The 18838-nt window shown below is 66.1% G+C and carries 13 protein-coding genes; 9 read left to right on the top strand and 4 right to left on the bottom strand.

The genetic code is table 11. From position 1 onward, the window contains the following. Window positions 1-3 precede the first annotated feature (3 nt). Genes LVJ94_23735 through LVJ94_23725 form a run of 3 tightly spaced genes read left to right on the top strand, consistent with a single transcriptional unit; the run spans window position 4 to window position 2065 of the window. Window positions 4-846 carry a thymidylate synthase gene (locus LVJ94_23735; protein ID WXB10227.1) on the top strand — a complete coding sequence of 281 codons (843 nt, stop codon included), beginning with the start codon at window positions 4-6 and terminating at the stop codon, window positions 844-846. Then, window positions 846-1328 (top strand): dihydrofolate reductase, encoded by a 483-nt coding sequence (locus LVJ94_23730; protein ID WXB10226.1) that lies wholly within the window; start codon window positions 846-848, stop codon window positions 1326-1328. The genes LVJ94_23735 and LVJ94_23730 overlap by 1 nt, the downstream gene beginning before the upstream one ends. An 11-nt stretch (window positions 1329-1339) precedes the next feature. Beyond that, complete coding sequence (locus LVJ94_23725) at window positions 1340-2065, top strand: DUF72 domain-containing protein (GenBank protein WXB10225.1); 726 nt, start codon at window positions 1340-1342, stop codon at window positions 2063-2065. Between the two features lie 4 nt (window positions 2066-2069). Here LVJ94_23725 and LVJ94_23720 read toward each other — a convergent pair whose 3' ends face one another. After that, entirely contained in the window at window positions 2070-2687 is a 618-nt protein-coding gene (locus LVJ94_23720) for a Uma2 family endonuclease (GenBank protein ID WXB10224.1), read from the bottom strand. A 42-nt stretch (window positions 2688-2729) separates the two neighbouring features. After that, on the bottom strand, window positions 2730-5387 hold the full coding sequence (ligD, locus tag LVJ94_23715) for a DNA ligase D (protein WXB10223.1): 2658 nt from the start codon (window positions 5385-5387) through the stop codon (window positions 2730-2732). 74 nt (window positions 5388-5461) lie between these two features. Between ligD and LVJ94_23710 the strand changes: the two genes are divergently transcribed. Both LVJ94_23710 and kbl read left to right on the top strand, forming a co-directional pair. After that, the gene (locus tag LVJ94_23710) at window positions 5462-6355 is read left to right on the top strand and encodes a Ku protein (GenBank protein ID WXB10222.1); all 894 of its coding nucleotides are present in this window, start codon (window positions 5462-5464) and stop codon (window positions 6353-6355) included. Window positions 6356-6420: 65 nt separating this feature from the next. Next, window positions 6421-7617, top strand: a complete 1197-nt coding sequence (gene kbl, locus LVJ94_23705; protein WXB10221.1) for a glycine C-acetyltransferase — start codon at window positions 6421-6423, stop codon at window positions 7615-7617. Between the two features lie 134 nt (window positions 7618-7751). On the opposite strand, the gene LVJ94_23700 is transcribed toward kbl, so the two are convergent. Next, window positions 7752-8951 carry an NAD(P)-binding domain-containing protein gene (locus LVJ94_23700; protein WXB10220.1) on the bottom strand — a complete coding sequence of 400 codons (1200 nt, stop codon included), beginning with the start codon at window positions 8949-8951 and terminating at the stop codon, window positions 7752-7754. 85 nt (window positions 8952-9036) lie between these two features. Here LVJ94_23700 and LVJ94_23695 point away from each other — a divergent pair, with 85 nt between their 5' ends. Further along, on the top strand, window positions 9037-9666 hold the full coding sequence (locus tag LVJ94_23695; protein WXB10219.1) for a hypothetical protein: 630 nt from the start codon (window positions 9037-9039) through the stop codon (window positions 9664-9666). Between the two features lie 46 nt (window positions 9667-9712). Next, window positions 9713-11413: a M20/M25/M40 family metallo-hydrolase gene (locus LVJ94_23690; protein ID WXB10218.1), complete on the top strand. Its 1701-nt coding sequence runs from the start codon at window positions 9713-9715 to the stop codon at window positions 11411-11413. Window positions 11414-11416: 3 nt separating this feature from the next. On the opposite strand, the gene LVJ94_23685 is transcribed toward LVJ94_23690, so the two are convergent. Continuing rightward, window positions 11417-12007 carry a GNAT family N-acetyltransferase gene (locus LVJ94_23685; protein WXB10217.1) on the bottom strand — a complete coding sequence of 197 codons (591 nt, stop codon included), beginning with the start codon at window positions 12005-12007 and terminating at the stop codon, window positions 11417-11419. A gap of 12 nt (window positions 12008-12019) precedes the next feature. Between LVJ94_23685 and LVJ94_23680 the strand changes: the two genes are divergently transcribed. Both LVJ94_23680 and LVJ94_23675 read left to right on the top strand, forming a co-directional pair. Then, window positions 12020-15334, top strand: coding sequence for a PD-(D/E)XK nuclease family protein (locus LVJ94_23680; protein ID WXB10216.1), 3315 nt, complete (start codon window positions 12020-12022; stop codon window positions 15332-15334). Beyond that, complete coding sequence (locus tag LVJ94_23675; protein ID WXB10215.1) at window positions 15331-18837, top strand: UvrD-helicase domain-containing protein; 3507 nt, start codon at window positions 15331-15333, stop codon at window positions 18835-18837. Before LVJ94_23680 ends, LVJ94_23675 begins: the two co-directional genes overlap by 4 nt. Window position 18838: the final 1 nt, after the last annotated feature.

The following is an 18838-nucleotide window of genomic DNA, read 5'->3' as shown; positions in this document are numbered from 1 at the left end:
CTCATGAAGGCGTATTTGGAGCTGCTGCGAAGGGCGCTGGATCAAGGCGACGAGCGCGGTGATCGGACGGGGACGGGGACGCTCGGCGTGTTCGGGCATCAAATGCGCTTTCGGCTGCAAGACGGCTTTCCGCTTTTGACCACGAAGAAGCTGCACCTCAAGTCGATCATCCACGAGCTTCTTTGGTTCCTCAGCGGCGAGACGCATGTCGAACCCTTGCAGGCGCAAGGTGTTCGCATCTGGAACGAATGGGCGACCGCGGAAGCGTGCGCCAAGTTCGGCCGCCAAGAAGGGGACCTGGGGCCGGTTTACGGGCATCAGTGGCGCAACTTCGGGGCGACCAAGCTTGCCGATGGTTCGTACGCCAAGGACGGCGTCGATCAGATCCGCCGCGTGCTCGACGGCATCGCGAACAACCCGACGAGTCGGCGTCTCATCGTGTCGGGGTGGAACCCGAAAGAGGCCGACGACGTGGCCCTTCCGCCGTGCCACACGATGTTCCAGTTCCACGTCGCGGGTGGCGCGCTCTCGTGCCAATTGTACCAGCGCAGCGGGGACATCTTTCTCGGCGTGCCGTTCAACATCGCCAGCTACGCGCTGCTCACCATGATGATCGCGCACGTCACGGGTTTGCGCCCTGGCGACTTCGTTCACACCTTGGGCGATGCGCATCTGTACAAGAACCACCTTGAGCAAGCGCGCGAGCAGCTCACACGCGCACCGCGGCCGCTGCCGCGCATGGTGCTCAATCCGGCGGTGAAGGATCTGTTCGCATTCCGATACGAGGATTTCCAGCTCGAAGGCTACGATCCGCATCCGCACATCAAGGCCGAGGTCTCGGTGTGATGGAGCCTTTGGCATTGATCGCGGCCGTTGCGCGGGACGGCATCATTGGCAAAGACGGCGGGCTGCCCTGGCGCATTTCCGAGGACATGCGCCATTTCAAGCGCACGACCTTGGGCCATGCGGTGATCGTGGGGCGCAAGACGTACGAGAGCTTCGGCAAGCCGCTGGTGGATCGGCGCAACATCGTGGTGACGCGCCAGCGCGATCTCGCGATTCCGGGTTGCGAGGTCGTGGCGTCGCTCGAGGAAGCCATTGCGTTGGCGCGCGCGTCCGATCCCGAGCCGATGATCATCGGCGGTGGCGAGATTTATCGTCTGGCCATGCCGCGGATCACGCGCATGGTGCTTACCTACATCGATCGTGCCGCCGACGGCGACGTGCGCTTCCCCGATTACGATGCGAATGATTTTCGCGAGCTGGAGCGGCGCGTTGGAGAGGCGCCCGACGTCACTTTCGTGACCTTGGAACGGATCCCGCGCTAGCCTTCGAGTCGATGCGCATTTTCGTCGGGACGAGTGGCTACAGTTACAAGGAGTGGCGCGGGGACTTCTATCCCGAGGATACGAAGCCCGATGGGTATTTGACGTATTATGCATCGCGCCTGTCGACGGTGGAGATCAACAATACGTTCTATCGATTTCCGTCGACGAAGCTGCTGGAGGGCTGGGCCGCGCAGGTGCCTGTGGATTTCACCTTTGCGGTGAAGGCGCCGGGGCAGATTACCCATCAAAAGCGGCTCAAGGGAGTAGGGGAGCTGGTGCGCGATCTGTTCGTGAATTTGCGCACGATGGGCAGCAAATTGGGGCCCGTCGATTTCCAACTTCCGCCGAACTTCAAGAAGGACATGCCGCGGCTTCGCGATTTTCTGGCGGCCGTTCCGCGGGACGCCAAGACGGTGATGGAGTTTCGCCATCCCTCGTGGTTCGACGACGAGGTGTATGCCACGTTGAAGGAATTTGGCGTGGCCTTGTGCATTGCCGAATCCGAAGAGCTGGAGGCCGCGGGCGCCGACAAAGACGATTTGTCCGCACCGTTGGTCGCGACGGCCAATTGGGGGTACCTGCGCCTGCGCCGGCCAGACTACGGCGAGGCCGAGTTGAGGGCCTGGGGTGAGCGGGTGCGCTCGCAAGCCTGGGAGCAGGTGCACGTGTTCATCAAGCACGAGGCGGTGCAATCGCCGTTGCTGGCGGTGAAGTTGAAAGAGTTGCTCGCGGGTTGACGAGCTATGGCGCTTCGGGCGCCAACAAGGCCAGGCGCGCCCAGAGCTTATCGAGATCGAGTTCGAACCCAGGGCATCCTGGAACGGATTCGATTCGGCCCTCCGTTTGCGCAAGCGCACGGACGTATTGACCCTGCGAGCCAAGCTCGAAGATCTCTAGTGTTCCGATGGCGGGGTCCAGAAGCCAATAGTAACGGACGCCAATGCTCTCGTATTCGCGCATCTTCTCGACGCGATCGCGGCGTACGTCGCGTGGTGTTGGCGTTACAATCTCCACGAGGATGTCAGGCGCCTTCGTAAGTACACCGTGCCGCGGTGGCGGCGAGCTTCCTGGTAGGTAGACCACCAAGTCCGCTTTCCGCCCGCGTTTTGGACCGATTCGAACCTTGACCTCCGAACCGAATACGAATCCCGGACCCTCGCCCAACCAGAGCAGGAACTGATGGATGAGCCACGCGACGGCGAGCTCGTGCACTGGATCGGGCATCTCTTCCTCCACGAGGTAGCCGTCGACCAACTCACCATCTTCGTCCTCGTCGAGGCTGGCCCATTCGTCCAACGTGAGGGCACGTCTGGCGACGGCAGGTGGTGGCGTCCAGATTGGCTCCCAAGAGGACTGCATGGCGTTAGCTTATCAAGAATGGAAGATGCGGCAAACGCGCCGCTAAGTCACCGTTGGAAGCGTTTGCGTTGGCGCGAGGCAGGGCGCGTAGAGGTCGCCGTATCGTTCGATGCGGGCGCGCATCGTGCGGAGGTTGAAGGCGCGCGGATCGAGCGCGTTGGTGACTTCTTCCCAACGCAACGGTGCGGAGACGGGGGCGGCGTCGGCGGCGCGTAAGGTGTACGGGCACACGATGGTGCGGCCGCCGCCGTTTTGGCCGTAGTCGACGTAAAGGCGGCCTCGCCGCTTGTCCTTGATGCGCTCGACCGTGGCGATGGACGGCATCACCTTGGCGACTGCCCGCGCCACCTGTTCGGCGAAGTGCACCGCGTCGTCGTGTGAAGGACCGCGGGCGAGGGGAATGACGATGTGCAGACCGCGTTTGCCACTGGTCTTGACGACGCTGGTGAGAGAGAGCGCGTCGAGCAAGGTGCGCACGGCGTGGGCCACTTGGATGATCTCTTCCCAGCGCGTGGCTTCGCCCGGGTCCAGATCGATGACGACGTAGTCTGCCTGCGCGAGCGCGTTGTGCACTTGGGTCGTGGTCGTCGCCTCCGGCGGTGCGTGGCTTGCCCATTGATGCAGGGTGAGCGCGGCCAGGTTGGCGAGCCACTGCAGGGTCTCCAGGTTGTCGACGACGATGCGCTCCTTGATGGCACCCTTTTCGTTCAGCTTGTACCAAGGCGCCTTGTCGCGAAGAAAGGCGATGCGCCGAACGAAATCCGGCGCCTTGGGCGGGAGCCGGTGCTGGAACCACTCTTCGTCGTCGATGCCATGCGGCCAGCGTTGCATGTGAATCGGCCGGCCCTGAAGGTGCGGAAGCATCGCCGGTGCAATGTCCGTGTAGTAGTCGAAGACGTCTTGCTTGGTGATCCCGTCACGCGGGTAGAGAATCTTGCTCGGGTTTGCGAGCTTGACGCTCGTCTCCTTCACCTCGCGCACTTCGCGCACTTCGCGCACGGGCGGCGGGGCAGGGGACGTGTGGCCGATCGCGTCCTCCCGAAGGCACTCCTCGGGCGACTTGTCTTCGCGCATCGCGATGAAACGCGGAAAGCGCATGATCCGCTCGCTCGTCCATTCGCCGAGGCCCACCTCGCAGACGAGCCGCGGCTCGCAGAATCGCGGCTTGGGAAGCTTCGGCACATTCAGCATTTTCGGCGCGGCCACACGCATCGCGTCGAGCTGCTCGGCCAAGCGCGCGCGGGTCCGGTCGTCGAAGCCCGTGCCGACGCGGCCCGCGTACAACAAGTCGCCGCCCTTCGAATCGTAGACGGCGACCAACAGAGCGCCCACCACCTCGGCGCCCTTCAGCGGAAGGTACCCGCAGATCACCGCGTCCTGCCGCTGCTCGAACTTCAGCTTCACCCAGTTGGCATTCGTCCCCTGCGTATAGACCGACCCTTTGCGCTTCGCGATGAGCCCCTCGAGGCCGGCCCGCTTGGCCGCAGCCAGCAATTCCGAAGCCTTGCCCTCCAGGGCCGACGAGAACGATAGCGGCGGCTTCGCCCCGGCGAGCAACGCCTTCAGCAGCTCGCGCCGCTCCTCGATGGGGGCCTTTCGCAGATCGCGCCCGTCGAGCCACAGCAGATCGAACGCTGCAAATGCAATTTGCGCACTCTTGGTGTCGCCCCCCAGCCACCGCTGCAGTGCCTCGAACGACGGGCGCCCTTCGTCGTCCACCGCGCAAGCTTCCCCATCGATGACGACCTCCCGCGCCGGAAGCCGCCCGATGGCCGACGCGATCAGCGTAAATCGGTCCGTCCAGTCATTGGTCTTGCGCGAAAACAGGCGCACGTCATTTCCGGCTTTTCCCGCCAACAGGCGGTACCCGTCGAACTTCACCTCGAACAGGTACAGCGACCCGTCGCCCATCAGCGGCCCGTTCGTCGCCTTCGATACCTCGCCGATCGCGAGCAAGAGCTCCCGCGCACTTTGAGCTACCGACGACGACGTTGCCCGCAGCGGCCCGCGCGTCGCGCGAAGGCCGCTCACCACCGATTCGGGGCGGCTCGTCACGACGTCCAAATCGGGATTGGCCATCTCGTCGTGCGCCTTGAAAAAGAGCCACTGCGGCTTGCTCTCCTCTCGCCGCTTCGTGCGCACCAGGTGCCACCCGCCATGAAGCTTTTCCCCGGAAAAGCGCAGGTGAAAGTGTCCCTTCTCGCGCATCCACGCCAGAAGCGCGGCTGGATCGCCCTTGATCGCGGCCGGAACGCCGTTCATCGGCGCCGGCTCGTACGTCCCCCGGTCCCAGATGAGGACGTCGCCGGCCCCATAATTGCCGTCCGGAATGCGACCTTCGAAGTCGTTGTACTCCATCGGGTGGTCCTCCACCTCGACGGCCAACCGCTTCGCGTTGGGGTCGTACGAAGGGCCCTTGGGGACGGCCCAGCTCATCATCGTACCCCCCAGTTCGATACGCAGATCGTAATGAAGGCGCCGCGCGTCGTGCTTCTGAATGACAAAAACGCCACCCGCCCACGTAGGGGGTGTCGGAACCGGCTGGGGCCGAACGTCCTTGCTTCGAGATGAGGTTGTTTTCTTTACGGGAGACCGCGACCGATGGGACGATGACTGCTCACTGCCATCTGGCTCGGGCGTAACCTCGAAATTTCGCTTCTTGCGGTACTTTTCGAGCTTATCGAACGACTTATCACCCACAGCCTTTATATTCCTTCTAAGCTCCCGGGCCGCATCGAGTGAGGCGGCGCCGGTCCCACTGGAGAGACGAACCCATGCGTGCGATGTGGTCCGGTGAAATTGCCTTCGGTCTCGTCACCATTCCCGCCAAGCTCTATTCGGCGACCAAGGATTTGACGCCGAGTTTTCATCAGCTCCATACCGAGTGCGGCTCCCGTATTTCGATGGTACGTCGGTGCCCCAAGTGCAACCGCGACATTGAATGGGGGGAAATCGGAAAAGGGTACGAGGTTTCGAAGGGCGAATATGCGCTCTTTTCGAAAGAAGAGCTCGCGAAAATGGAGGGGGACGAAAGCCCCGGCGGCATCGATATCGTCGAGTTCATCGACCCGGAAGACGTCGACAACGTCTACTTCAGTAAGAGCTATTGGGTCGGCCCCGGCGGCAAGAGTGCCCGCGGCTTCTCCCTGCTGCGCGAAGCCCTGGTCTCGACCAAACGCGCTGCGTTATGCAAGGTGCGCATCCGCACCCGCACGCAGCTGGCCATGCTGCGCCCGCGCGGAAATCTGTTTGCGCTGGATATGCTTCGGTTTGCCGACGAGATCGTCCCCGGCGACGAGATCGTCCTCCCCGACGTGAAGGAGCCGAGCGAGCGCGAGCTCCAGCTGGCACTGAACTTGGTCGAGCAGTTGAACGGGGACTTCGACGTGAAGAAGCACCCCGACGAATACCGCGCTGCGGTGGAGGCTGCCGCTGCCGAGAAGGTCGAGCGCGACGAGGTGGCCCGCGATGCCGGTGGCGCCGAAGAGCGTGCGGCTGCAGGGGTGGGCGGCAAGGTCATCGACTTGGCCGACCTTCTGGCGCGGTCGCTTCGGGTGGCGCCGGCCAACGCCCCGGCCAAGCCGCTGAAGAAGACCGAGCCGCAGGAGGTTGCAGAAGAGAAGGAAGAGAAGAAGCCGAAGAAGAAGGCCGCCGGCAAACGCGGGTAGTCGTAACGGCTGCCTTGAACTAGGCTCCCGCGCCAACTCAAACCAAACTGAGACGGGAGCATGCCATGTACGGCAAGGCCAAAGAGATCTATGGCGCAGCGCTAAAGGAGATTCGCGAAGCAGGGTTGGAGAAGAAGGAGCGGTACATCCTCTCGCCGCAGTCCGCGGAGATCCGCGTGGGCGAGAAGAAGGAGCCGGTCCTCAACTTTTGCGCGAACAACTACCTGGGGCTCTCGTCCCACCCCAAGGTCATCGAGGCGGCGCACGCGGCGATCGACACGCACGGCTTCGGCCTGTCGTCGGTGCGCTTCATCTGCGGCACGCAGGATGCGCACAAAACGCTGGAAAAGAAGATCTCGGACTTCGTCGGCACCGAAGACGCCATCCTCTACTCCTCGTGCTTCGACGCGAACGGCGGCTTGTTCGAGACCTTGCTCGGCGACGACGACGCGATCATCAGCGACGCGTTGAACCACGCCTCGATCATCGACGGAGTCCGCCTTTGCAAGGCCGAGCGCCATCGCTACCCCAACGGTGACCTGGAGGCCCTCGAGAAGGCGCTCCGCGCGACGCAGACGAAGCGCCTGCGCCTCATCGCGACGGACGGCGCGTTCTCCATGGACGGCTACCTCGCCAAGCTCGATCGGATCGTCGAGCTCGCCGAGAAGTACCAGGCCATGGTCATGGTCGACGACAGCCACGCCACGGGCTTCATCGGCAAGACCGGCCGCGGCACCCCGGAGCACTGCGGCGTCATGGGCAAGGTGGACATCATCACCTCGACCCTCGGCAAGGCCCTGGGCGGCGCCGCCGGTGGCTTCACCGCCGCACGCCAGGAGATCGTCGACCTTCTCCGCCAGCGTTCGCGCCCGTACCTGTTCTCGAACACCTTGGCACCCGCCATCGTGGGCGCATCCATTGCGGTGCTCGACCTTCTCTCGTCCACGACGGAGCTTCGCGATCGCTTGGCGGAGAACACCGCCGCCTTCCGCTCGAAGATCGCCGCCGCGGGCTTCCAGACGAAAGAGGGCGTGCACCCCATCGTTCCCATCATGCTGGGCGATGCCCGCCTCGCCCAGGACATGGCCGCCGCCATGCTGGACGAGGGCATCTACGTCATTGGCTTCTCGTACCCGGTCGTCCCCAAGGGCGAAGCGCGCATCCGCGTGCAGCTCTCCGCCGGCCACACCCCCGAGCAAGTCGACCGCGCCGTCGCAGCCTTCACCCGCGTGGGCAAAAAGCTCGGCGTGATCAAGGGATAGAGAAATTCACAAGAAGACGGGAAGGTCAGAGAATTTTTTTGGTTTCCCACGCGCGCACGGGCCAACTGGAAATCCAAAAACCTTCCCGCCTTCCCGTCTTCCTGTTCAATCAAATCAGGTGGCCGGACAACGGGTCAGAACGGCTTGACCGTCACCTGGATGATTTGGTCCTTTAGGTCCTCGATTTCCGTGGTCATCGCCAAGGGCGGGGCCGAGGCGAGGCGGATGGTGGCCACGGCGGCCTTGGCGCCGGCGAAGATGGTGTTGGTCATCTCCTCGACGTTGAGGCCGTACTTGCGGACGATGGCCAGCACCGATGCGAGCACGCCGACCCGGTCGTAGTGGCGCACGATGAGCTGCACCTTGGCGGGGGAGGCGCGTTCGATGTTTACCGCGTTTTGCGGCTGCCCCAGCTTGATGAACTCGCGGCAGATGCGCACCGCCTCCGCGGCGATCGCGTTCTGGGCTTGCTCGGTGCTCGCCCCGATGTGGTGCGTGCCGACGAAGCCCGGCAGCTTGCACAGCGGATGATCGAAGCTGGCCGTGCCGCCCTCCGGCTCGGGGTTGTAGACATCGAGCCCCACGCGCAGGTTTCGCTCGCGCATCGCTTTTTCCAGGGCGGCCGTATCGTGCAGGCTTCCGCGGCTGGTGTTCACGAAGCTTGCGCCGTGCTTCATGCGCGCGAAAAACGCGTCCCCGAAGAGCCCGCGGTTTTCCGCGGTGCCAGGGATATGCACCGACACGACGTCGCTTCGTTCCGCGAGCTCGAACAAGGTCGCACAGGGCACGATGCCCAAGGACTGCGCGAGCTCCAGGTGCGGTGAGCGCGTGTAGCCGACCAGGTTCATTTCGAACGCAGCGGCCCGCCGCGCGACCGCCTGGCCGATGGAGCCCAGGCCAACGAGGCCCAAGGTCTTGCCTTTGAGGCCGTCCGCCTTGCTGTATTCCTTCTTGTTCCACTGACCTTCGCGAAGGTCGGCGGTGTTTTGCGGGATGCGCCGGTCCAGGGCGAGGATCAACCCCACCGTGAGCTCGGCCACGGCCACGCTGTTCTTTCCGGGACAGTTGGTTACATAAATGCCGCGGGCGCTGGCAGCATCCACATCGATGGTATCGATGCCGGCGCCGGCGCGGATCACGAGCTGGAGGCGGCTGGCCGCCTCGATGGTCTCGCGGGTGACTTTCGTGCTGCGCACGACGAGGATTTCGCAGTCGCCGGCAATGGCCGGTAATTCGGTGGCCGAAGCCTCCGGGCGGTACTCGACCTCGAGACCGAGGGAACGAAACTCGAGGAGGTAGTTTTCTGGAAATTTGTCGGCAATGACGACGCGCATGGCTGCGATGATATCGGCACGACGGGCGCCTGGCGCGAAACTTGTGATGGCAAGGAAGCGCCCTTACCAAGTAGCATGCGGGACAATGCGCACTTCGATGGCATGTGTCCTTCTCCTCGGGTTGGCCTCGTGCGAACAGGCCCCCGCACGCAAACCTCCGGCAGAAGTTCCGATCTCGGAGTACCGGGTCGAAGGTCCTGCTCCCGAAGCGCCCCCGCCCGAGGGGAAGGACGATGCCGGATCGACGCCGCCGCTCGCCACCAGCGGGCTTGAGGGAAAGACCGAAGGGTCGACGACCCCGGCCACCAAGTTGGATGCAAAGAATGGATTCGCCGGTGTCCAACTGGGCGCGGCCTTCAAGTCGTTCCGCAATTTGAAGGAGTCGGAGCGAAGCGGCGATCACATCACGTACAAGATGCTGCGCGGCACGCCTTCCTACGGCGGCATTGCGCTGAAAGATGTGTCCTACACCTTCAACAAGGGAAAGCTCGACACCATCGTGTTCTCCGTGAAGGCGAACAAAGATTGCAAAGCGATGAAGGAGTCGCTCGAGCGCGAATTGGGCGCACCGCAATCGACGTCGGCGCAGGCCCAGGTCTGGAAGGGCGAAAAAGTCGGTTTGCGTTTCGCCATCTCGCCGAACAGCTCCTGCGGCGGCTCGGTGGTGAGCCGCGAGCTCGCCGACGCGATCAGCTGGGCCGGCCTGCAGCCGTAAGCGCGGTCGCGACGTTGCGACCGGGGGGTGTGTTACGCCTGCGATCATGAAGCGCATGGCGTTGTGGGTGTGGGCTTTGGCCGTGCTTTCGGCGTGTGCGCCGGCGGTGACGCGCCCGACGGGCGTAACGGCGGCAACGGTGGGGGCGTACACGCCGCCGGACATTCGTCGCGAGGCCGTGTCGGCGCACGTGCGGTTTCTCGCGCACGATCTGCTCGAGGGCCGCGGAACCGGGGAACGAGGGCACGCGATTGCGTCGGCCTACCTGGCAACGCAGCTCCAGGGCATGGGTGCCGCGCCGATGGGCGACAAGGGGAGCTATTTCCAAGAGGTACCGCTGCTCGGTGCGCGGGGCACGTCGGCGAGCTTTTCGGTGGCCAAGCAAAATGGCCTGTCGCGCCCCTTCGTCTTCGAGCAGGACTTCTGGATGTCGCCCGCCTTCGTGCAGGGCGATTTCCAGGTGGAGGCGCCGCTCACCTTCGTGGGTTACGGCATCGAGGCACCCGAGTACCACTACGACGATTTGCACGCCGTCGACGTGCGCGGGAAAATCGCGGTGGTCATGTACGGAGCTCCACTGGGGCGGCGCGCGGACTTCTTCCCCGATCTACCGTCGTCGGTGCTCGGGGACCTGCGGCAGAAGATCGTGCGGCTGCAGGAACTTGGCGCGGTGGCCGTCGTGGCGGTGCACCCGCCGCAGGTCGAGAAGGTGGTTCCTTGGGACGACTTCATCAAGGAACGGCGCACCGAATTGCTGACGTTACGGCTGGACCCGCCCGATGCAAAACCGGGGGATCCGCACCGCGTCCTTCCGGGGGTCGAGCGCCCGCGGGGGGCCATTCCAGGTCGGGTGTTCGACGAAATGCTCATGGCGACAGGTCGTTCCGAGCGCCTCGCGAGCCTGGTGGCCGCGGCCGACTCGGGCAAGCCCATCACCTTCGACCTTGGCCTGACGGCGCGCATCGCCGTTCGATCCACGGTGCGCAGCTTTTCCTCGCAGAACGTCGTTGCCCGCATCACGAAGGATCCGTCGTCGCCGTTGGCTGAAGAAGCCGTGGTGGTCTCGGCGCACGTGGACCATTTGGGGATTCGCGAGCCCGTGGGTGGGGATGCCATTTACAATGGGGCTGCGGACGACGCGGGAGGCTGTGCGGCAGTTCTCGAAGTCGCCCGCGCCTTCGCGCAAGGTCCGGTGCGTCCGCGTCGATCGATCCTCGTCGCCTTCTTCACGGGCGAGGAGCGGGGGTTGCTCGGCTCGGAGTACTTTGCAATGCATCCGCCCGTGCCCATCGAGCGCATGGCCGCCATCGTGCAGACGGATACGGATTATCCCATTTCGCCGCTGCGCAACATCGAGGTACTCGGCCCCGAACATAGCTCCGTGGCCGTGAACGTGCGCGATGCGGAGCGTGCGCTCGGCAGCATCAAGGTATGGTCGGATTCCCAGCCCGCGGAGACGTTCTTCACGCGCTCCGACCACTATTCGCTGGTCAAGCGCGGCGTTCCTGCCGTGTTTCCCATCATTGGCTTCGCAGGCCAGACCGCACAGGAGGCGGCCGCGCGTCGGGCGTGGCAGAAGTCGCGCTACCACAAGCCCACCGACGAGTGGGAGCCGCAGCGCGACTACCAGCCGCTCGCCGACTTTGCGAAGTTTCAATACCTGGTCGCGTTGTCCGTGGCCGATCGCCCCGAGCGCCCTCGTTGGAACAAGGGCGACTTTTTCGAGACACACGCGTTTCGGAAATAGCTTCTAGAGCAGCTCTTTCGCGCGTCGCTCGAAAATGGTGAGCTCGCCGAGCATCTCGTGCTCGCGCGAGCCGATGCGCACCATCTTGCATTTCTCGATGACCCGCAGCGAGGCGCGGTGCCATTGGAAGGTGGTCGCCTGCACGGCGCGCACGCCGGGCTGGGCGAGCGCCCACTCGAGCGAGCGCTCGACGGCCTCGGTGGCGAAGCCTTGGCCTTGCCACTCGTCCTCCACGCCGTAGCCGACTTCGGCGATGCCGTCGGGACCGGGGCGGCCGTGGAAAATGACACTGCCGACGATGCGCCGCTCCTTCGTGCGCAGGATCATCAGGCGGTCGCCCCAGAGCCGCCTGTCGGGATCTTTGCGGATCTCGCAGAGGGAAGCGGGGAAGGCGCGCTCGATGAGGGCCCGTCCATGGAAGCGGCGCGGGAGGGGCGCGTTGACCAGCGCCTCGATCTTGTTGCGATCGCTCTCCAGGACGGCTTCCACCACGGGGAGGGTGAGCGGAACCAGCTCGAGACGTTCGGTGAGGAGCAGACCCACGGGATGGATGATAATTTCTCCCGCGCCTGCGAAACAGAACGAAACCGACATGACCCACCCAGAATGAGCCAGCTTGCCCTCCTCTCCCCGCGCAGCACCGAACCCCGGCGGATCGTTGTCGGATCGTCGCGCGCGGAGCTCCGCATTGCACGCGCTGTGTCGTGGCTTGCGTCACGCGGGAACACGACGCGACTCGTCATCCTCGGCCCCACGTTGGAGGTCGCGCTGGAGATCGGGCGCGAAGCCGGAGCGCAGGTTCGTCAAAGTTTCGGCTGGGAGCGGACCACGTTGTCCCGCCTGGCGGCTACCTTGGCCGCGCCCGCGCTGGCCGAGCGCGGGCTGGTGCCTTCGGGCCGCCTCACGCTGGAGGCCCTGGCCACGCGCGTGGTGCATCGGCTCGGGGAAAGCGAGAAAAACGAGCTCGGGCGCTTTTCGGCGGTGGCCGATCGGCCGGGCCTTCCGCGCGCGCTGGCGCGCACCTTCGACGAGCTGCGCATGGCCAAGATCGCGCCGCGCAGCATCGGCGAGGACGACTTGCAACGGCTGTGCGACGCCTTCGAAACGGAGCTCGAGGCCGATCAAATCGCCGACCGGGCGCTCGTGTTCGAGCTGGCGGTCGCGGCCGCACGCGATCGAACGACGCAGCACCCATGGCTGGACGTGCCCCTCGTCCTGGTCGACGTGCCGATGCGCACCGCCAGGGAAGCGGAACTTCTCGCGGCGCTGTCCGCCCGCGCGGAGTGCGTGCTGGCGACGTACCCGGAGGGCGACGAGCGCGCGCAGCAGCACCTCGAGGCGGCGCTGGGCGTGGGCGCGGTGCGCCTCATGGATCGCGCCGAAAGGCCGGATTCGCTCACGCGGTTGCAGCGCGGCCTGTTTTCGCCGACCACGGAGCCCGGCGAGCCCGATGACGCGGTGGAAATGCTCTCGGCCCCCGGCGAGAGCCGCGAAAGCATCGAAATCGCGCGCCGCATTTTGCGCGAGGCCGGGCGCGGTGTGCCGTTCGATCGCATGGCCATCGTTCTGCGCGCCCCGGGCGCCTACCGCGCGCACCTCGTCGAGGCGCTTCGGCGCGCGGGAATACCCGCGTACTTCGCCCGCGGGACGGTGCGGCCGGATTCGGCGGGTCGCGCGTTTTTGGCCCTGCTGCGGTGCGCGACGGAGAAGCTCTCCGCGCGCCGCTTCTCCGAGTACCTGTCGCTGAGCGAGGTGCCCGATTCCGACGAGACGGGGCGTCCGCCGCCGGCCCTCGAGGGCAGCGAACGCTGGGTCGTTCCCGATGAAGACTTCCTGCCCGGCGTTCTCGAGCGCACCGCGGAGCTCGAGGAGCCCGAGGACGAAGCCGATGTGGCGGCGCACGGCCCCACGTCGACGGCGGTCATCGGTGGCTCGCTCCGTGCGCCGTATCGATGGGAGAGGCTCATCGTCGACGCGGCGGTCATCGGCGGCCGGGCGCGCTGGGAACGGCGACTCTCGGGCCGCGCGAAGGGGCTCGAACGCGAGCTGACCATCTACCCGAGCGACCACGCCCGCGCGATCGCCATCCGCCGCGAGCTCGCGGACCTGGCCAGCTTGCAGAGCTACGCCTTGCCCTTGCTCGACGATCTCGCCGAGCTCCCCGAGAAGGCGCTTTGGGGCGAGTTCATCGACCGCCTCGGGGCCATGGCCACGCGCGCACTGCGCCGCCCCGAGCGGGTGCTCTCCGTGCTGGCCGAGCTGGAACCGCTGCGCCGCGTGGGCCCGGTGTCGCTGTCCGAGGTGCGCCTCGTGCTCGAGCGGCGCCTCACGGAGCTCACCGTGCCGCCGCGCGGGCGCCGCTATGGCTGCGTGTTCATTGCCTCCACCGAAGAAGTGCGCGGCCTGGCCTTCGACGTCGTGTTCATTCCCGGCCTCGCCGAGCGCATTTTTCCGCAAAAGGTCATCGACGACCCGATTTTGCCGGACCGGATCCGCTTGGGGAAGGACACGGACCTGATCACGAACCGCGTGCGCTCCGAGGAAGAGCGCCTCGCGCTTCGCGTGGCGGTGGGGGCGGCGAACGCGCGCCTCGTTCTGTCCTATCCGCGCCTCGACGTGGAGCAGTCGCGCCCGCGCACGCCGTCGTTCTACGGGCTGGAAGTGCTGCGCGCGGCCGAGGGGCGGCTACCCGGGTTCGACGAGCTGGCCCGCCGCGCCGAGCGCGTGGGCGATGCGCGCATCGGATGGCCCGCGCCCGCCCAGGCCCGCGACGCGGTGGACGCCGCGGAGCACGATCTGTCGCTGCTCGAGTCCATTCTGAAAAAGCCGGAGGGCGAGACCGTCGGCACGGCGCGCTACCTCTTGTCGACGAACCCGCATCTGGCACGCGCACTGCGAACGCGTGCGCGGCGGTGGCACCCCAAGTGGTGGCCGGCCGACGGCCTTTTGCACGTGACCGGCGAAGCGCGCGAGGCGCTCGATGCGCACAACCTGACGGCGCGCTCGTTCTCGCCCACGGCGCTGCAGCACTTCTCGGCGTGCCCGTACCGCTTCGTCCTGCAGGCCATCCATCGGCTCGGCCCGCGCGAAGAGCCTGCGCCCATCGAGGAACTTTCCCCGCTCGAACGCGGCTCGCTCGTGCACGACGTGCAGTACGAGCTTTACGTGGGGCTGCGCGAAAAAGGGATGCTCCCGGTGACCCGCGAGAACCGCCGCGCGGTGGAGGCGGAGCTCGATCGCGTGCTCGCCACCGTCGCCGCGCGCTACGAGGACGACTTGGCGCCGGCCATCGACCGCGTCTGGAAGGACGGCATCGAGTCGATCGCCGCCGACCTGCGCGAGATGCTCCGCCGCGATGCCGAGGACGACGAATGGTCGCCGACGCACTTCGAGCTGTCGTTCGGCCTGCAGGACAAGGGCGCCCGCGATCCCGTCAGCGTGGACGCTCCGCTGGCGCTCGACGAGGGCATTCTCCTGCGCGGATCCATCGACTGCGTGGAGCAGAGCACGAGCGGGTTGCTTCGTGCGACCGACTACAAGACCGGCAAGGTGCGTGCGACCGCGACGACGAAGATTGGCGGCGGGCAGACCCTGCAGCCGATTTTCTACGCCCTCGCGCTGGAAAAGCTCTTCGAAGGGAAAAACGTCGACGGAGGCCGCCTTTATTACTGCACCACCACCGGCGAGTTCAAAGAGGTATCCATCGCGCTGGACGATACGGCGCGCGCCGAGGCCAAGACGGTGGTGAGCGTGGTGGGCAACGCCATTGCCAAGGGGGCGCTGCCCGCGGCGCCGGACGAGGGGGCGTGCCAGTACTGCGACTACCTGCGCGTGTGCGGCCCGTACGAAGAGTTGCGAACGCGCAAGGTGAAGGACCAAGCGCCCCTGGCGCCGCTCGTGGCCCTGCGGAGGCGCGCATGAGCGACCTTTTCGGCACACTGCGCAAGCCGCTCACCGACGCGACGGCGCGCCAGCGCATCCGCGAGGATCTGGACACGACGTTGGTCGTGGAGGCGGCGGCGGGAACGGGGAAAACGACGGAGCTCGTGGGGCGGGTGCTCGCCCTGGTGCGAAAAGGCCGGGCGCGGCTTTCGGGCATCGTGGCCGTCACCTTCACCGAGAAGGCGGCCGGCGAGATGAAGCTGCGGCTGCGCACGGAAATCGAGAACGCGCGGCGCAGCGAAGCGGTGACCGACGTGGAGCGGGCCAACCTGGACGGATCGCTGGCCGAGCTGGAGGCCGCGCACATCGGGACGATCCACGGCTTTTGCGCGGATCTTCTGCGCGAGCGGCCCGTGGAAGCGTGCGTCGATCCGCTGTTCGAGGTGGCCGACGACGATGGCAAACAGCGCATCCTGCGCGATTGCTTCGAGCCATGGTTCGAGCGCCAATTGGCCTCGCCCATGCCATCGGTGGAGCGCGTGCTGCGCCGGCGCACGCGCGATCGCGACGCCGTGGGCCCGCGCCACGTGCTCTCCAACGCCGTCTCGGCGCTCATCGAGCAGCGCGACTTCGACACGCCGTGGGAGCACGTGCCGTTCGAGCGACGCACGGCCATCGACGAGATCCTCGTGGAGCTGCGCGCCCTGGGGGATCTCGCACCGCGTGCAGACTACAAGGATTCCTGGCTGGCCAAAAGCTTCGCCGAGATCGCCCGGTACGTGGGCGAAGCCGATCGCCGCGAGGCGGTGCGGGGTGAGCGCGACTACGACGGCCTCGAGGCCGAGCTGCGCACCCTGAGCCGGCAAAAGCTCTGGGGCTGGAAGGGCAGCGGCAGGTGGTACACCAAGGGCCTCGAGCGCCAGCACGTGCTCGACGATCGCGCGCGCACGCACGAGAAGCTGAAGGCCGTCCTCGAGCGCGCCGATGCGGATCTCGCAGCAGGTTTGCGCGAGGAGCTCTGGCCGCTCGTCGCCGAGTACGAGGTGCGCAAGCGAAGCGCGGGGAAGCTCGATTTTCTCGATTTGCTGCTCCTGACGCGAAACCTTCTGCGCGATCACCTGGACGTGCGCCAAGAGCTGCAGTCGCGCTTTTCGCACCTCTTGGTGGACGAATTTCAGGACACCGATCCGCTGCAAGCGGAGATCTTGTTGCTCTTGGCGGCGGACGATCCGGCCGAGAGCGAGCCGATGCGGGTCAAACCGGTGCCGGGCAAGCTGTTCGTGGTCGGCGATCCCAAGCAATCGATCTACCGATTCCGGCGCGCGGACGTGGCGCTCTACGAGAGCATCAAGCGGCGCCTCGCCGAGGCGGGCGCCGACGTGCTGCACTTGTCGACGAGCTTTCGCAGCGTGCCCTCGATTCAACGGGCCATCAACGCGACGTTCGCCCCGCTCATGCAAGGCAATGCGCGCGGCTCGCAGGCGACGTACGTGGCGCTGGAGCCGTTTCGCGAGGACAACAAGAAGGCCCCGATGCCCGGCGTGGTGGCGTTGCCGGTGCCGCGGCCCTGGGGCGACTACGGGAAGATCGTCAATTTTCGAATCGACGATTCGTTCCCCGATGCCGTGGCCGCGTTCATCGACCACTTGCTGAACGACAGCGGGTGGAGCATCGCCGAGAAGGAGGGCGGGCGCGCGGTGCCGCTGGAGGCGCGGCACGTGTGCCTTCTGTTCAAGCGGCTGCAGAACTTCGGCTCCGATGTCACGCGGCCGTACGTGCGGGCGCTGGAGGCGCGGCGCATTCCGCACGTGCTCGTGGGAGGCCGCTCGTACCACGCGCGCGAAGAGGTGGTGGCCATCGTGAATGCGCTTTGCGCGATCGAATGGCCGGACGACGAGCTGTCGGTGTTCGCGACCTTGCGCGGGCCGTTTTTCTCGCTGGGTGACGATGCCTTGCTCTCGTTCCGGCACCGCATTCGGGGCGACTTGAATCCATTTCGGCGGGTCGAGCCCGAGCTGCTGACGGATCTGACGCGGCCGGTGCGTGATGCGATGTTGCTCTTGGCGCACCTTCACCGCCGGCGCAACCGGCGCCCCATCGCGGACACCATCGTGCACGTGCTGGAGGCGACGCGTGCCCACGCCGGAATTGCCATTTGGCCGACGGGCGAGCAGGCGCTGGCCAACGTGCTGCGCGTGCTGGACATTGCGCGGCGGTTCGAATCGCGCGGGGCGACGTCGTTTCGCTCATTTGTAGAATACATGAAAGACGAGGCCGAGCGCGGCGGCGTCTCCGAGGCGCCGGTGGTGGAAGAGGGCACCGACGGGGTGCGCATCATGACGGTGCACCGTGCGAAGGGGCTGGAGTTCCCGGTGGTCATCCTGGCGGATCCGACGGCCAAGCCGACGTTGTCCGAACCGTCACGCTTCGTCGATACCTCGCGCCGTCTGTGGGCGATGCCGCTCGCGGGGGCGTCCCCGCACGAGCTCTTGGTGAACCGCGACGAGGTGCTCGAGCAAGACGGGGAGGAGGCGATGCGGCTGTTGTACGTGGCGGCGACGCGCGCGCGGGAGATGCTCGTGGTGCCGGTGCTCGGCGACGAGGTGCCGGGCGACTTTTGGACGAGCGCATTGAACCCGGCGATTTATCCCCCGGAAGACGCGCGACGTCATCCCGAGGTGGCGCCGGGCTGCCCGGACTTCGGGCCCGACAGCGTGCGCGAGCGCCCCGACAGCTCGCGCCGTGACGTGCACGAGGCGGTGAAGCCAGGTTTGCATCGGCCGATGGCCGGGGAGCACTCCGTGGTGTGGTGGGATCCGAATGCGCTGGGGCTCGACAAGCACCACGACGTGGGGCTGCGGCAGCAACGCATCTTGGAGGCCGACAAAGAGGGCGTCGTCGCGGAAGCGGGCGAACGGCTGCACACGCTATGGCGGCGCGAGAGGGATGAGGCCATCGCCAAGGGCAAGACGCCGTCGCGGGTGGTGCGAACCGTGACGGAGGTCTCGCACAGCGAAGAAGCGGCCAAGCGCCCGAGCACGCCGAACGAGGAGCGCGTCGAGGTCGTGGTGACCACGGGGGGCAGGCGAGAAGGTCGCCCCCGCGGAAAGAGGTTTGGCGTGTTGGTGCACGCGACCTTGGCCGCCGTGGACTTGCACGCCGGGCCCGACGCGGTGGCGAAGGTCGCGCGGATCCACGCGCGGCTCGTCGGGGCCAGCGGCGCGGAGATCGAAGCGGCAACGGTGGCCGTGGTGGCCGCCCTCGCGCACCCGATCTTCGATCGGGCGCGCGCAGCCACGGAATGCCGGCGAGAATCGCCGATCCTTTGCCACATGGACGACGGCGCCGTGCTCGAGGGCGTGCTCGACCTGGCCATGCGCGAGCGCGACGAGCACGGCCACATCTGGACCGTGGTCGACTACAAAACCGACGCCGAAATCGCCGAGCGCGTCCGCGAGTACGAGGCCCAGGTGCTCCTCTACGCCAACGCCATCGCCGAATCGACCGGCGAACGCGCCCGCGGCGTATTGCTCTCGGTGTAGC

The organism is Sorangiineae bacterium MSr11367, assembly GCA_037157805.1.
Lineage (GTDB): Bacteria > Myxococcota_A > Polyangia > Polyangiales > Polyangiaceae > Pendulispora > Pendulispora rubella.
This window is presented reverse-complemented; position numbering and strand designations above follow the sequence as displayed.

Bases quoted from the DNA above. Each gene is read 5' to 3' on its own strand.
- LVJ94_23735 (WXB10227.1), top strand. From the start codon at position 4: ATGAAGGCGTATTTGGAGCTGCTGCGAAGGGCGCTGGATCAAGGCGAC.
- LVJ94_23730 (WXB10226.1), top strand. From the start codon at position 846: ATGGAGCCTTTGGCATTGATCGCGGCCGTTGCGCGGGACGGCATCATT.
- LVJ94_23725 (WXB10225.1), top strand. From the start codon at position 1,340: ATGCGCATTTTCGTCGGGACGAGTGGCTACAGTTACAAGGAGTGGCGC.
- LVJ94_23720 (WXB10224.1), bottom strand. From the start codon at position 2,687: ATGCAGTCCTCTTGGGAGCCAATCTGGACGCCACCACCTGCCGTCGCC.
- LVJ94_23710 (WXB10222.1), top strand. From the start codon at position 5,462: ATGCGTGCGATGTGGTCCGGTGAAATTGCCTTCGGTCTCGTCACCATT.
- kbl (WXB10221.1), top strand. From the start codon at position 6,421: ATGTACGGCAAGGCCAAAGAGATCTATGGCGCAGCGCTAAAGGAGATT.
- LVJ94_23700 (WXB10220.1), bottom strand. From the start codon at position 8,951: ATGCGCGTCGTCATTGCCGACAAATTTCCAGAAAACTACCTCCTCGAG.
- LVJ94_23695 (WXB10219.1), top strand. From the start codon at position 9,037: ATGCGCACTTCGATGGCATGTGTCCTTCTCCTCGGGTTGGCCTCGTGC.
- LVJ94_23690 (WXB10218.1), top strand. From the start codon at position 9,713: ATGAAGCGCATGGCGTTGTGGGTGTGGGCTTTGGCCGTGCTTTCGGCG.
- LVJ94_23685 (WXB10217.1), bottom strand. From the start codon at position 12,007: ATGTCGGTTTCGTTCTGTTTCGCAGGCGCGGGAGAAATTATCATCCAT.
- LVJ94_23680 (WXB10216.1), top strand. From the start codon at position 12,020: ATGAGCCAGCTTGCCCTCCTCTCCCCGCGCAGCACCGAACCCCGGCGG.
- LVJ94_23675 (WXB10215.1), top strand. From the start codon at position 15,331: ATGAGCGACCTTTTCGGCACACTGCGCAAGCCGCTCACCGACGCGACG.